Source organism: Microvirga solisilvae (assembly GCF_022808595.1).
Lineage (GTDB): Bacteria > Pseudomonadota > Alphaproteobacteria > Rhizobiales > Beijerinckiaceae > Microvirga > Microvirga solisilvae.
Genome location: NZ_JAKUCN010000001.1, coordinates 596,148 through 609,663 on the forward strand (window position 1 = coordinate 596,148; position 13,516 = coordinate 609,663).

Consider the following 13,516-nt stretch of genomic DNA (forward strand, 5'->3'; position numbering starts at 1 on the left):
TTTTGGCTCAGGGCTTGGATGGGGCATGCAGCGCATTCTCGTCATCGGTAGTCCGGGTGCGGGCAAAAGCACCCTGGCGCGGCAGCTCAGTGAGCGGCTTCGATTGCCGCTGATCCATCTCGACGGCGAATATTTCGGGCCGGGCTGGACCATGCCGTCCAAGGTGGAATGGCGCGAGCGCGTGAAAGCTCTCGCGGCACGACCGGAATGGGTCATGGACGGCAACTACGCCTCGACCTTCGACATCCGCGTGCCGCGTGCAACCGCCATCGTCTGGCTCGATCTTCCGCGCTGGCGCTGTGCGCTCAACGTGTTGTGGCGGGTGGCGAAGAATTACGGCAGGCCGCGTCCTGACCTCGGCACCGCCGGGCCTGAAAAGTTCGACATGTCCTTCATGCGCTGGATCTGGTCTTACCCGCAGCAGATGCGCCCCAAAACCGCCCGCATGATCGAACGTCTGCGGCCCGATCAGCAGGCCTTCATGCTACGTTCGCATTCCGATATTCCGGCCCTTGAGGCCGCTCTCACTCGCATGAAGGAGGCCGCCTGAATGCCGACCTTTCGCATGACGCGAACCGTCCGGCACAAGCCGGCCCAGATGTTTGCGCTCGTCGCGGACGTGGAGCGCTATCCCGAATTCCTTCCGCTCTGCGAAGAGCTGCGCATCATCCGCCGCGTGCAGAGCGGGGAGGGCGTGGAGACGCTCGTCGCCACCATGAGCGTCGGCTACAAGGCCATCAAGGAGAGCTTCACCACCCGCGTGACCCTCGACGAGCCGCGCCTGCGGATTCAGGTCGAATATGTCGACGGGCCGTTCAAGTATTTGGAGAACCGCTGGACCTTCCGCGACGCGCCGGGCGGCTGCGAGGTGGAGTTCTACATCAATTACGAGTTCAAGAGCTTCGCTCTCGGCCTTCTGATGGGCACCATGTTCGACAAGGCTTTCCGCAAATTCACCGACGCCTTCGAGCAGCGCGCGAATACGGTCTACGGTTCATCGTTGGCCGCAGGCGGAACCTAGAAGCGTCAGCGCATCCTCGACCGCGCTCCGGCGCACGTTCTCGCGACCGAGATCGCCATATCGGCGCTCCAGATGGATCGTGGCGGCGCCCTTACGGGCCAGGCCGAAATGAACGAGCCCAACCGGCTTCTTTTCTGTTCCGCCGCCGGGTCCAGCAATCCCCGTGATGCCGACCGCCACATCGGCCCGCGAATGCGCAAGCGCTCCCTCGGCCATGGCCCGCGCTACAGGCTCGCTGACCGCGCCATGCGCCACTATCAGATCGGCGGGAACGCCGATGAGCTCGGTCTTCGCCTCGTTCGAGTACGTCACGAAACCGCGCTCTACGACAGCCGAGGAGCCGGCGATCTCGGTCAGAAGAGCCGCGACCAATCCACCCGTGCAGGATTCCGCCGTGGCGATCTTCAGGCCCTCCCGCTCATACGCCCTGAGAAGCGCAGCGGCGCGCTGCTTCAGCTCAAGATTCATCGGACACCTCCGGCAGCCGAATGGTCGCGGCGGCTTGGGCGGCAATGCCTTCGCTTCGTCCCGTGAAGCCCAGCTTTTCCGTCGTCGTCGCCTTGAGCGAAACCTGCTCGACCTTGAGCCCGCAGATTTCGGCAATGCGGCGGCGCATTTCCTCCCGATAGGGACCAAGGCGAGGCTTCTCACAGAGAAGCGTCGTATCGAGATGATCGATCTTTCCACCGCGTGCCCTCACCAAGCCCGCAGCATGCGCCAGGAAGCGATCTGAGGAGGCGCCTTTCCATTGCGGGTCGCTGGGAGGGAAGTGCGTCCCGATATCTCCATCCGCAATCGCCCCCAGCAGCGCATCCGTCAGTGCGTGAAGAATGACGTCGCCATCCGAGTGGGCCAGAACGCCCTTGTCATGAGGAACCTTGATTCCTCCGAGCCAGACATGGTCACCTTCTCCAAAGGCATGCACATCGAAGCCTGTACCGAGGCGGGTGACATAAGTCATGGGCTGACCTTTCAGACGCTGCTCGGCGCCAGTGAAATCTGCCGGATGCGTCAGTTTGATATTGGCGGCATCGCCGGGGAAGACATGGACGGCAAGCCCCACCCATTCCGCAAGTGCGCCATCGTCGGTAAAGCTACGCACGTTCAAGGACACCGCTTTCCGATGGGCGGCGATGAGAGTGGCGAAATCGAAGGCTTGAGGAGTCTGCACGGCCCTAAGCATGGAGCGATCCGGCGTCGTCTCAACCTTTCCATCCGCATCGATGACCTTGACCGTGTCGGTGACAGCGATTCCAGGTACCGCCGCCTGCCAGATATTAGCCGCGTCGATTGCTCGGTCGATCAGCGCGGCATTCACGAAGGGCCGTGCCGCATCGTGAACAAGGACACGATCCGGAGCCAAGGGCTCCAACATCTCCAATCCATTCCGGACCGAATCCTGCCGTGTTTCGCCGCCAAAGGCAGGAGGAAGCAGGCGGATGATGAGTTCTTGGGGAAGAGCGGCAAGACTTTGAGCGTAGAGGTCCTGATCGTCCGGGTGGATCACGACAAGAACCTTCTGAACCTTCGGATGGGATAGAAAGGCTTCAAGCGTCCGACTCAGAACAGGCTTCTCCATCAAGAGGCGGTATTGCTTGGGAATTCCCTCACCAGCTCTCGATCCGCGTCCAGCTGCAACGATAAGGGCGGCGACCGACATCAGCACTCTCTCCAAAGGAAGAGTTCTCCTAAGCGTGACCGGAAAATAAGGCAAATTTACCCTGCTGGGACTTGCGCCGGGCGCCATATTGGCTACTAAATAGGCACAATGAAACCTGATCAAAAAATAGGCGGCTTTCAAATCGGACCTATCGATATAGGAACGCCAGCCGTTCTTGCACCGCTCTCCGGGGTGACGGATGTCGTCCTCCGACGGATCGCCAAGCGTTTAGGGGCGGGCCTCGTCGTGTCCGAGATGGTTGCGTCAGACGAGTTGGTTCAAGGCTCCGAAGAGGCGCAATTGCGAGCCGAGGGGGCAGGAATTGACCCGCATGTCGTGCAATTGGCCGGGTGCGAACCGCATTGGATGGCCGAAGGCGCGCGCGTTGCCGAAGGGGCAGGGGCTCGGATCATCGATATCAACATGGGCTGTCCCGCCAAGCGGGTCATTGGCGGATATTCCGGCTCCGCCTTGATGCGTGATCTGGACCATGCCTGCCGTCTCATCGAAGCAACCGTTCAGGCTGTATCCGTTCCGGTGACGGTCAAGATGCGGTTGGGGTGGGATCATTATTCTCTGAATGCGCCGGAGCTTGCAAAGCGAGCAGAAGCTCTGGGTGTGAAGGCCGTGACGGTGCACGGGCGGACGCGGCAGCAATTCTACAAAGGCCAGGCCGATTGGGCGGCTATCGCTGCGGTATCGCAGGCCGTCACCATCCCGGTGATTGCGAACGGAGATATTGGATCTCTCGATGATGCGCGGCAGTGCCTTGCCCTGTCGAAAGCTAACGCCGTGATGATCGGACGATGCGCTGTCGGGCGTCCATGGATCGTGGGTCAGATCGGAGCCGCTCTTCAAGGAAGGATAATTTCCGAACCTTCCCCCGAGGAGAAAACGGAGCTCGCGCTGGAACATTACGAGGGGTTGCTCTCGCTTTATGGTGAGCACGTTGGAATCCGCCATGCGCGCAAGCATCTCGCGGCCTATGCCGACGCAGCTGCCGAATCCGGTTTTTGTATTCAGCAAAACACTCGCGTCGGCCTGGTAACATCGGACGAGCCCAAGCTGGTGATGTCGCTGTTGCGGTCGCTTTATCTTGATCGAGAACAGGAAGCCGCATGACTCTCGCCATTAACGATCTCATCGTGAATGCGCTGCCCCTTCCGGTCCTGACGATCGGCGACGAGCATAAGATCGTTCATGCCAATGCGGCGGCAGAATCCTTTTTCGAGATGAGCCTGCGCATGATGCAGCGGCAGAAACTCACCGATTTTCTGCCTTTCGGGTCTCCGGTCATGTCTCTTGTCGAGGATGTCCGCCAAAGAGGGGCCAGCGTAAGCGAACATCGTGTCGACATCGGCAGCCCGCGCTTAGGCGCAGAGCGTATCGTGGATGTTTTTGCGTCTCCTCTCGGCGACGACAACAATAACGTCGTCGTGATGCTGCAGGAGCGCACCATTGCCGACAAGATGAACCGTCAACTCACCCACCGCGGTGCGGCCCGATCGATCACTGCCCTCGGAGCTCTGCTCGCTCATGAGATAAAGAACCCGCTCTCGGGCATTCGTGGAGCCGCGCAGCTGCTAGAGCAATCGGCAGATGAGAATGACAGGCTGCTCACGCGCCTGATCTGCGACGAAACAGATCGGATCGTGAAGCTCGTCGAGCGGATGGAACTTTTCGGTGAAGAGCGCCCTGTCGAGCGAGGGCCCGTCAACATCCATGGCGTTCTCGATCACGTGAAGCGCCTCGCGCAATCGGGCTTTGCGCGCCACATCCGCTTTGCCGAGAATTACGACCCATCTTTGCCGCCGGTCCTCGGCAACAGGGACCAATTGATCCAGGTCATTCTCAACCTCGTCAAGAATGCTGCGGAGGCCGTTGGGATCGATGCAACCGATGGGGAAATCACCCTGACGACGGCGTTCCGAACCGGTGTGCGGCTACAGGTGCCAGGCTCCCAGGAACGCGTGAGCCTACCCATCGAGCTGAGCGTCAGCGACAACGGCCCCGGCATTCCGCCGGAGCTCATGAGCGACCTCTTCGATCCTTTCGTGACCACCAAGGTTCAGGGTAGCGGCCTCGGCCTTGCGCTTGTGGCAAAAATCGTCGGCGATCATGGCGGCATCATCGAGTGCGAGCCTGCGCCGAGGCGCACGACCTTCCGAATTCTTTTGCCGATGCACCGTGCCAGCCTTGGCAGTGATGTTGATATGTGAGGCTTCAAGATATGCCCAGCGGACAAATTCTTCTCGCTGATGACGATGCCGCCATCAGAACCGTTCTGAACCAGGCTTTGTCGAGAGCCGGCTACGAAGTTCGCTCGACAAGCAACGCGGCGACGCTCTGGCGCTGGGTTGCTCAAGGGGAGGGCGACATCATCATCACCGACGTGATGATGCCGGACGAGAATGCCTTTGACTTGTTGCCGCGCATCAAGAAGCTCAGGCCGGAGCTTCCGATCATCGTTATGAGCGCGCAGAACACGTTCATGACGGCGATCAAGGCATCCGAGCGTGGTGCTTATGAATATCTGCCGAAGCCTTTCGACTTGAAGGAGTTGGTTGCCGTCGTCGGACGTGCGCTCTCGCGCCCCAGGACGGCAGCTTCAAACACCAACCCGGTCGAGAACGATGATATTCCACTCGTCGGTCGCTCGCATGCGATGCAGGAGATATATCGAGCCCTGGCTCGCTTGATGCCGACGGACCTCACGGTGATGATCACCGGGGAGTCCGGCACCGGCAAGGAACTCGTCGCCAAGGCGCTACACGATTATGGCAAGCGCCGCCAGGGGCCCTTTGTCGCCGTCAACATGGCGGCCATTCCGCGCGAGCTGATCGAATCCGAGCTGTTCGGGCATGAGAAGGGAGCGTTTACAGGTGCGACCGCCCGCAATACAGGCCGCTTCGAGCAGGCGGAGGGAGGCACGCTCTTTCTCGATGAGATCGGCGATATGCCGATGGAAGCCCAGACCCGGTTGCTCCGTGTCCTTCAGCAGGGCGAATACACGACAGTCGGCGGGCGTGTGCCGATCAAAACCAATGTCCGCATTGTCGCCGCTACGAACAAAGACCTGAGGATTCTCATCCAGCAGGGGCTCTTCCGCGAAGACCTCTACTTCCGCCTGAACGTCGTTCCATTGCGGCTGCCACCCTTGCGGGAAAGAGTCGAGGACATCCCGGACCTCGCTCGCCACTTCTTCACCCTCGTGGAGAAGGAGGGGCTGTCCCGCAAACAGCTTGATGCCGAGGCCATGGACCGCCTCAAGCGGTATCGCTGGCCGGGCAACGTCCGTGAGTTGGAAAACCTCGTCAGGCGCCTGGCTGCTCTCTATCCCCAGGATACAATCACCGGAGCCATTGTGGATGCGGAGCTCGACTCCCAACCTTTGCTCTCGCCTCAGCCACCCGGGAAAACAGCCGTTCCACAGGCCCAGCAAGGCTCAGAGGGGCTCTCGGATGCCGTAGAGCGGCATCTGGCCGAGTATTTCTCGGGCTTCCGGGATAACCTGCCGCCCCCAGGCCTTTACCATCGAATCCTCAGGGAGATCGAAGGCCCCTTGATTGGGGCGGCCCTCGCCGCCACCCGTGGCAACCAGATCCGGGCGGCCGAGCTTCTCGGCGTGAACCGCAACACCTTGCGTAAGAAGGTCCGGGACCTGGACCTCATGGTGGTCAGGACAAATCGCTCTTGAGCGGTCAGCTGTAATAATTTGACCACAGTGTTGTGTTGGTGCATCACCCTGCAACGGGTGCTGGAACGAGAGCGCCCGCTTTTGGGGGCCTCTCGACTTGACCGACCAGAGCATAAACGAACAGCGCCAATCAGCTGAACCTGGCCAGAGCTGGCTGGTTTGGATCGGCTATGTTGCTGTGCCTCTGGCTCTTGCCTCAGCGCTGACAACCTTTCTTATCCTTGCGGGTGCGACACCCGTCCTGCCGACCAACGACGTCATGCAGGTGGTGTTCGCTCTCAACGGCCTGCTGATAGTCCTTCTGCTCGGAATTGTGATCTGGCAGGCCAAGAAGCTCGTCAGGGAGCGCATTGAAGGAGCCGCAGCAGCCGGCCTTCATGTCAGAATCGTCGGGCTTTTTAGTCTCGTTGCGGGGTTGCCGGCGCTTCTGATCGCTGGTGTTGCTTCCGTCTCGTTCGACCGAAGCCTCGATTCCAGGCTGACCCGCAGCATCAAGGATTTGATGAGCACCACGGTCGTGATTGCGCATTCCTATCGGGAGATGCAGTGCAGGACCTTGGCTCGCGAAACCCAGCTGATGGCAGGAGATCTGAACCGCGCCATCGTTATCTACAATGCAGATCGCAAGCTCTTTAACGAATTCATGTCCACGAGGGCTCGCTTCCTAGGGCTTCCTCTCGCCATGATCCTTGAGCCTGATGGAGCCGTCGTCGAAAAGGTCGAGAGTAAACCGCTCACGGGTTTGCCAGAACTCACCCAGGCCGACCTCGAGGAGGCGAACAATCAGGACGCCGTCTGCCTTCTTCCAGGATCGGGCAATATCCTGCGCTCCGTTTTGAAACTGGATGCCCATAACGGTCGCATTCTCTACTTGGCGCGTGAGGTCGATCGCCAGGCAATCGAATTTCCTGCCGTGGCTGAGAATGGCGTAGCCCACTATAATCTTCTCGATCAGGGAAAAGCAGGGCTTCAGTTCGCCTTCGCCTCCATGTTCATCCTGGTTACCCTCATCGTGCTTTTGTCCGCGATATGGTTCGGACTGAACTTTGCCAACCGCCTCGTTGCTCCCATTCGCCGCCTGATCCATGCGACCGATCAAGTTGCGACCGGTAATTTCTACGTCCAGGTCCCTGTTAAACGTGGAGAGGGCGATCTCGGCCATCTGGGCGAGACCTTCAACAAGATGACATCGGAACTGCGTCGCCAGCACGATGGCCTGACGACCGCAAGCGAAGTCATCGACCGCCGTCGTCGCTTTACGGAAGCGGTTCTGGCAGGTGTGTCTGCGGGCGTCATCGGCATCAACGCACGTGGTGTGATCACGATCGTGAACCCCTCCACGGAGACGCTTCTTCAGGCCTCACGGGAGGAGCTGATCGGCCGGCCGATCACGGAAGTTCTCCCGGAGGTCACGAGATTGCTCCTGGAAATGATCCAGGGCCGTCAGCGCCTGATGCAGGAGCAAATTCAAATCTCCCGAAAGGGGAAGGAACGGACCATCAATGTACGCGTGACGAGCGAACAGGCGCGCAACGACAAGCGGGACCTCGTGATCACGCTCGACGACATTACCGATCTCGTCGTCGCCCAGCGCACCTCCGCCTGGGCGGATGTGGCTCGCCGTATCGCGCACGAGATCAAGAACCCTCTGACCCCGATCCAGCTCTCCGCCGAACGTATCCGTCGCAAGTACGGCAAGGTTATCACCACCGACCGCGAGGTCTTCGATCAATGCACTGACACCATCGTGCGTCAGGTCGATGATATCAAACGAATGGTCGACGAGTTCTCGTCCTTCGCACGCATGCCCAAGCCGACAATCGGCCAGGAGGATCTTGCCGAGACGATCAGGCAGGTGGTGTTCATGATGCGGATTGCACACCAGGATATCGAGTTCATCGATCAGTTCCCGTCAACGCCCGTCATCGCGCCCTTCGACCGTCGATTGATCTCCCAGGCGGTCACGAACATCGTCAAGAATGCGACCGAAGCGATCTCTGCCGTGCCCGAAGATGAACGCGGCACGCCGCAGATCACGGTGACTCTGGACGATACGCATCCGGATTATCTGATCCTGGCGGTGACCGACAACGGTAAGGGCTTCCCGGTAGAGGGCCGGCAGCGTCTGCTGGAGCCTTATATGACGACCCGCGAAGGCGGCACCGGATTGGGGCTGCCGATCGTCGCGAAGATCCTAGAAGATCATGGGGGCGGCATGGACCTTGTCGACAATCCCGCCGGGCGGGGCGGGCAGGTCCGCATGTGGATTCCCAAGAAAAAACAAGTCACAGCTGAAGAGGCATCTGCCGCCTCGACCAGCAATGAAAATCGCAGAGCAAGCCTATGAGCGCTGATATTCTCGTCGTTGACGACGAAATCGACATCCGTGAGTTGGTTGCCGGCATCCTTGAGGATGAGGGCCACCGTACACGCACGGCCGGAACCTCCGACGAGGCTCTCGCAGCTATCGAAGCGCGCAGGCCACATCTGGTTTTTCTCGATATCTGGCTGCAAGGGAGTCGTCTGGACGGTCTGCAGGTGCTCGACATCATCAAGTCCCAGCATCCCGACCTGCCGGTTGTGATGATCTCAGGCCATGGCAACATTGAAACGGCTGTTTCCGCCATCAAGTCGGGAGCATACGACTTCATCGAGAAGCCGTTCAAAGCCGACCGTCTCGTTCTTGTCGCAGAGCGGGCCCTGGAAGCCTCGCGTCTGAAGCGGGAAGTGCGCGATCTGCGCTCCCGCTCCGTTCAGGCAACCCGCATCGCCGGCAAGTCCATCGTCGTCAACCAACTACGGCAGGCCGTTGAGCGTGCCGCGCCCACGAATGCGAGAATTCTCATCACGGGAGCGCCTGGGGCTGGCAAGGAGCTGACGGCCCGCACCATCCATAGCATGTCGACAAGAGCCAACGGGCCTTTCGTCGTGCTGACGGCAGCGACCATCACGCCCGAGAATATGGAGGCTGAGCTCTTCGGAACCGAAGGCGCTGAAAGTGGAGGGCGTCGTGTCGGTGCTTTGGAAGAAGCGCATGGCGGAACGCTCTATATCGACGAAATCGCCGATATGCCGCGCGAGACGCAGAACCGGATCCTGCGCGTTCTCGTCGATCAGAATTTCCAGCGCATCGGCGGCACCACCCGCGTTCATGTGGATGTTCGCATCATCTCGTCATCGAGCCGCGACCTACCATCCGAGATCACGGCAGGGGCTTTCAGGGAGGATCTGTTCCACCGTCTGAGCGTCATCCCGATCCGTGTTCCGTCCTTGGCTGAGCGTCGCGAGGATGTGCCGGAGCTGATCGAGTTCTTCATGGACCAGATATCCGCTTCAACGGGCCTGCCCAAGCGGCGGATCGCGGAAGATGCCATGGCCGTCCTTCAGTCTCATGACTGGCCGGGCAATGTCCGTCAGCTTCGTAACAACGTTGAGCGGCTGATGATCTTGAGTTCCGGCGATCCCGATGCGGAGATCACAGCGGAGATGTTGCCCTCCGAGATCGGAACGCTTGTTCCGACAACTCCTGGCGGGGCAGGGGGCGAGAAGCTGATGAGCATGCCACTGCGCGAGGCTCGTGAGATTTTCGAGCGTGAATACTTGCTGGCCCAGATTGCACGCTTCAGCGGCAACATCTCCCGGACGGCTGAATTCATCGGCATGGAGCGCTCAGCGCTTCATCGTAAGCTGAAGTCGCTGGGGATCGGCGGTTAAGAGCATTAAAGGTCCTGTGGATGTCATGCTGTGTCGCTATACGGGCGTCGCATACCTCATCCACGGGAAAATATGCTTCTGAGGGGGTAGAACGCCCGGGACCCTCTTGCCGAATGGGCAACTTCGCCCTGTAATAGGCATGCCGGTCAACGACCGCACGATAGCGGACAACCATATACAGGCGGCCCACTAGCCAAGACCGGCGGCGATGGGCTGGCGAGGCAACTTCAATGGCGGGCGATCGCGCGCAGAATCTGCAGGACACGTTTCTCAACTACGTCCGTAAGCAGAAGATTCCCCTGACGATATTCCTTGTAAACGGCGTGAAGCTCCAAGGCGTCGTCACTTGGTTCGATAATTTCTGCGTTCTCCTACGCAGAGATGGCCACTCGCAGCTGGTTTACAAACACGCCATTTCCACCATCATGCCCGGACAGCCTGTCCAATTGTTCGATCAGATCGACGAGGCTGGCGAAAAGGCCTGAGGTGACTGAACCACGCACTCCGGGGGAACATCGTCTCGCAGAACTGGCCGAGCCTGAGAAAGAGGTTGCTGCCGGAACGCGGACGCTCGTGGTTGGCCCTTACCTGACCCGGAAGCGCCGCCCTGGAGCGAGCGATGGAGAGAGCGAAGCCTCCAATCCTCGCCCTCCCGATGCCCGTCTCGACGAAGCTTCAGGTCTTGCGCTTGCGATCGATCTGTCGGTCGTGCAGGCCGTGATCGCCCCGCTGTCGTCACCGCGCCCCGCCACTTATATCGGCAGCGGCAAGGTCGATGAGTTCGCCGCTCTCATCAAGGCCGAGGAAATTGGCTTGGTGGTAATGGATTGCGCTCTCAGCCCTGTACAGCAGCGCAACCTGGAAAAGGCCTGGGGCGCAAAGGTTATTGATCGGACAGGATTGATCCTCGAAATCTTCGGCAGACGAGCCCGGACGAAGGAGGGCACGCTTCAGGTCGAGCTGGCCCATCTGTCTTATCAGAAGGGGCGCCTCGTCCGCTCCTGGACCCATCTCGAGCGCCAACGCGGCGGCTTTGGCTTCCTCGGCGGCCCCGGTGAGACGCAGATCGAAGCCGACCGCCGCATGATCCAAGAGCGCATGAACCGTATCGAGCGGGATTTGGAGAGCGTCGTCAAAACCCGGTCGCTGCACCGGACGAGCCGGAGGAGGGTGCCTTACCCGATCGTCGCCCTGGTGGGGTACACGAATGCGGGCAAGTCGACTCTTTTCAACCGCATGACAAAGGCGGAGGTTCTGGCGGAAAACATGCTCTTCGCCACCCTCGACCCAACAACACGGGCCATTGACCTGCCCCATGGCGAAAAGGCCATCCTATCGGATACGGTCGGTTTCATTTCCGATCTGCCGACGATGCTGGTAGCCGCCTTCCGGGCCACGCTCGAAGACGTGGTCGAGGCTGATGTCCTCCTCCATGTCAGGGATGTATCCCACGGGGAGACGGAGGCTCAGGCAGGCGATGTTGCCGTCGTTCTGCGGGAACTGGGGATTGATCCCGACGATACGAGGCGGATCATTGAAGTCTGGAACAAGGCTGACCTTCTGTCCCCGGAAGATCGTGAGCGCTTGGCAACAGCCTCTCACCGCACGGGGATCGAGAGGCGCCCGATCCTGATCTCGGCTTTGACCGGGGAGGGTATGCCGGAACTCCTGGAGACCATCGAGCAGCATCTTGCCATGGGGCGCAAGTCTTACGAGGTCGATGTCGCACCTGAGGACGGGCAAGGCTTGGCATGGCTGCACGAGAACACGGAAATCCTTGAGCGCAGGGCTCTCGAGAATGGCCACACCCTGCTCCAAGTGCGCCTCGTTCAGGGTAAGGAACCGCGTTTCCTGAACAGATATCCGAACGCCAGGGCGATCTAGGCTTTTCGCTCGCTGAGCTTGGCCTGAACCCAGAGTTCTTCCATTTCCTCGAGAGAGGCATCGTTCAGGTTGCGCCCTTGGGCTTTCAACCCTGCCTCTACAGATCCAAAGCGACGCTCGAACTTCGCATTCGTTCGCCTCAAGGCCTTTTCAGGATCGATGCCGAAGTGGCGTGCGAGATTTGTCACCGAGAATAGAAGATCGCCGATCTCATCCTCTATATGCGCTCGATCTCCACTTAAAGATGCCTCTTTAACCTCTTCCAATTCCTCGTGAATCTTGTCAATGACCTGGGCGGCATCGGGCCAGTCGAATCCGACTTTGGCGGCTTTCGTTGTGAGCTTCTGGGCACGAGTCAAGGCGGGCAGGGCCGTTGGAATCCCGCCGAGAAATCCCGCCTCATGAGGCTCCGGCGGCAGGCCCATCTGCTCGCGAGCTTGACGCCGCTCGGCTTTTTCCTCGCGTTTGATGTCATCCCACAGCGCTTTTACCTGCTCCGGCGCCAAGTTCTTGGCCTCGCCGAACACATGGGGATGGCGGCGAACAAGCTTCTGCGTGATGGCCTCAACGACATCCGGAAATGCGAAAATACCTTGTTCTTCAGCCATCCGGGCGTGAAAGACCACTTGAAGCAGCAAGTCGCCTAGCTCGTCCCGCAAATCGGCCAGATCGCCACGTTCGATGGCATCCACGACCTCATAGGCTTCCTCAAGAGTGTAGGGCGCAATGGATGCGAAATCCTGCTCCAGATCCCAAGGACAGCCGGTTTGAGGGGTGCGCAGGGCCGCCATGATCTCTAGGAGACGGGCGATATCAGAAGAAGGCTTCATCCAAGGTTTCCTCTCGCAAATGCGCTTCATAGCCCGATTCCAGTGGGGAATCAGAGTAAAAGATGATCAAGATGCTTAGGCGTTTCACCCGCAAGGATATCAAATGACGGACGTGCTTCACCTCGCTCTCAACGTGCAAAATGCCTGGGCCTTGCCTGATCAGCCGACGGCTATTCTCGAAGCGGCAGGAGAGGCATTTTCGAAAGCTGTCGGGTATCGCCTTTACACCGTGACGCGAAACCTCGCAGGCGGGCGCGAGGTCGAACGGATCTATTCCACTAATCCGGACGTCTATCCGGTTGGCGGCCGCAAGCCCGTCCTGCCAGACGCATTCACTCAACAGGTGCGGAAAGAGATGAAACCGTTCCTGGCCAAAACGCCAGCCGGCTTCATTCCGTTTTTCCCTGACCATGAAACCATCACGGGCCTCGGCCTAGGTTGCGTGATGAACCTGCCGATCATCTTTGGCGGTACGGTTCTCGGCACAGTCAATCTGCTCGACCGCGAAGGCGCTTATGACGAGCGACATGTCGATCCGGCAATGGCCATCGCGAGACAGATCCTTCCGGTGCTCATGGAAACGGATTCATAGGCAGGGGAGACTGAACTTCGGCCTCCTCATTCCTATATATCAATTTCGCATAAGATATATTATGGAACCTAAATAGATGGGGCCATAGAATAACTTAGCCGAAGCCCACCAAGGATGG

13 protein-coding genes are annotated in these 13,516 nt (G+C 59.5%); 10 read left to right on the forward strand and 3 right to left on the reverse strand.

All coding sequences use genetic code 11. The features are described from left to right. Nucleotides 1-25: 25 nt before the first annotated feature. Together MJ639_RS02930 and MJ639_RS02935 are read left to right on the forward strand one after the other, a co-directional pair. The gene (locus MJ639_RS02930) at nt 26-550 is read left to right on the forward strand and encodes a P-loop NTPase family protein (RefSeq protein ID WP_243368587.1); all 525 of its coding nucleotides are present in this window, start codon (nt 26-28) and stop codon (nt 548-550) included. Beyond that, complete coding sequence (locus MJ639_RS02935) at nt 551-1,021, forward strand: type II toxin-antitoxin system RatA family toxin (RefSeq protein WP_243368589.1); 471 nt, start codon at nt 551-553, stop codon at nt 1,019-1,021. Here the strand turns inward: MJ639_RS02935 and MJ639_RS02940 are convergent. Then, nucleotides 995-1,489: a CinA family protein gene (locus MJ639_RS02940; protein WP_243368591.1), complete on the reverse strand. Its 495-nt coding sequence runs from the start codon at nt 1,487-1,489 to the stop codon at nt 995-997. The two genes, MJ639_RS02935 and MJ639_RS02940, sit on opposite strands and share 27 nt — an antisense overlap. After that, nucleotides 1,479-2,681: a bifunctional 2-C-methyl-D-erythritol 4-phosphate cytidylyltransferase/2-C-methyl-D-erythritol 2,4-cyclodiphosphate synthase gene (locus MJ639_RS02945; RefSeq protein ID WP_243368593.1), complete on the reverse strand. Its 1,203-nt coding sequence runs from the start codon at nt 2,679-2,681 to the stop codon at nt 1,479-1,481. The genes MJ639_RS02940 and MJ639_RS02945 overlap by 11 nt, the downstream gene beginning before the upstream one ends. Nucleotides 2,682-2,789: 108 nt before the next feature. On the opposite strand from MJ639_RS02945, the gene dusB reads away from it, so the two are divergent. From dusB to hflX, 7 genes are all read left to right on the forward strand, one after another. Further along, nucleotides 2,790-3,803, forward strand: a complete 1,014-nt coding sequence (gene dusB, locus MJ639_RS02950; RefSeq protein ID WP_243368595.1) for a tRNA dihydrouridine synthase DusB — start codon at nt 2,790-2,792, stop codon at nt 3,801-3,803. After that, nucleotides 3,800-4,900, forward strand: a complete 1,101-nt coding sequence (locus MJ639_RS02955) for a two-component system sensor histidine kinase NtrB (protein WP_243368597.1) — start codon at nt 3,800-3,802, stop codon at nt 4,898-4,900. The genes dusB and MJ639_RS02955 overlap by 4 nt, the downstream gene beginning before the upstream one ends. Before the next feature lie 11 nt (nt 4,901-4,911). Beyond that, nucleotides 4,912-6,378, forward strand: a complete 1,467-nt coding sequence (ntrC, locus tag MJ639_RS02960) for a nitrogen regulation protein NR(I) (RefSeq protein WP_243368599.1) — start codon at nt 4,912-4,914, stop codon at nt 6,376-6,378. Nucleotides 6,379-6,475: 97 nt separating this feature from the next. Continuing rightward, nucleotides 6,476-8,725 (forward strand): sensor histidine kinase NtrY-like, encoded by a 2,250-nt coding sequence (locus MJ639_RS02965; RefSeq protein ID WP_243368601.1) that lies wholly within the window; start codon nt 6,476-6,478, stop codon nt 8,723-8,725. Continuing rightward, the gene (gene ntrX, locus MJ639_RS02970; RefSeq protein WP_243368603.1) at nt 8,722-10,092 is read left to right on the forward strand and encodes a nitrogen assimilation response regulator NtrX; all 1,371 of its coding nucleotides are present in this window, start codon (nt 8,722-8,724) and stop codon (nt 10,090-10,092) included. Before MJ639_RS02965 ends, ntrX begins: the two co-directional genes overlap by 4 nt. A gap of 230 nt (nt 10,093-10,322) precedes the next feature. Beyond that, a complete protein-coding gene (gene hfq / locus MJ639_RS02975; RefSeq protein WP_009491222.1) occupies nt 10,323-10,577 on the forward strand; it encodes an RNA chaperone Hfq in 255 nt (84 codons plus the stop codon). 1 nt (nt 10,578) lies between these two features. Further along, entirely contained in the window at nt 10,579-11,976 is a 1,398-nt protein-coding gene (hflX, locus tag MJ639_RS02980) for a GTPase HflX (protein WP_243368604.1), read from the forward strand. On the opposite strand, the gene mazG is transcribed toward hflX, so the two are convergent. Next, nucleotides 11,973-12,806, reverse strand: coding sequence for a nucleoside triphosphate pyrophosphohydrolase (gene mazG, locus MJ639_RS02985; protein WP_243369023.1), 834 nt, complete (start codon nt 12,804-12,806; stop codon nt 11,973-11,975). The genes hflX and mazG overlap by 4 nt on opposite strands. 103 nt (nt 12,807-12,909) lie before the next feature. Here mazG and MJ639_RS02990 point away from each other — a divergent pair, with 103 nt between their 5' ends. Continuing rightward, a complete protein-coding gene (locus tag MJ639_RS02990; protein WP_243368606.1) occupies nt 12,910-13,398 on the forward strand; it encodes a GAF domain-containing protein in 489 nt (162 codons plus the stop codon). The last annotated feature ends 118 nt before the right edge of the window (nt 13,399-13,516 follow it).

What these genes read in the sequence shown, in the direction of transcription:
- MJ639_RS02930 (WP_243368587.1), top strand. Translation starts at nt 26, where the DNA reads ATGCAGCGCATTCTCGTCATCGGTAGTCCGGGTGCGGGCAAAAGCACC.
- MJ639_RS02935 (WP_243368589.1), top strand. Translation starts at nt 551, where the DNA reads ATGCCGACCTTTCGCATGACGCGAACCGTCCGGCACAAGCCGGCCCAG.
- MJ639_RS02940 (WP_243368591.1), bottom strand. Translation starts at nt 1,489, where the DNA reads ATGAATCTTGAGCTGAAGCAGCGCGCCGCTGCGCTTCTCAGGGCGTAT.
- MJ639_RS02945 (WP_243368593.1), bottom strand. Translation starts at nt 2,681, where the DNA reads ATGTCGGTCGCCGCCCTTATCGTTGCAGCTGGACGCGGATCGAGAGCT.
- dusB (WP_243368595.1), top strand. Translation starts at nt 2,790, where the DNA reads ATGAAACCTGATCAAAAAATAGGCGGCTTTCAAATCGGACCTATCGAT.
- MJ639_RS02955 (WP_243368597.1), top strand. Translation starts at nt 3,800, where the DNA reads ATGACTCTCGCCATTAACGATCTCATCGTGAATGCGCTGCCCCTTCCG.
- ntrC (WP_243368599.1), top strand. Translation starts at nt 4,912, where the DNA reads ATGCCCAGCGGACAAATTCTTCTCGCTGATGACGATGCCGCCATCAGA.
- ntrX (WP_243368603.1), top strand. Translation starts at nt 8,722, where the DNA reads ATGAGCGCTGATATTCTCGTCGTTGACGACGAAATCGACATCCGTGAG.
- hfq (WP_009491222.1), top strand. Translation starts at nt 10,323, where the DNA reads ATGGCGGGCGATCGCGCGCAGAATCTGCAGGACACGTTTCTCAACTAC.
- mazG (WP_243369023.1), bottom strand. Translation starts at nt 12,806, where the DNA reads ATGAAGCCTTCTTCTGATATCGCCCGTCTCCTAGAGATCATGGCGGCC.
- MJ639_RS02990 (WP_243368606.1), top strand. Translation starts at nt 12,910, where the DNA reads ATGACGGACGTGCTTCACCTCGCTCTCAACGTGCAAAATGCCTGGGCC.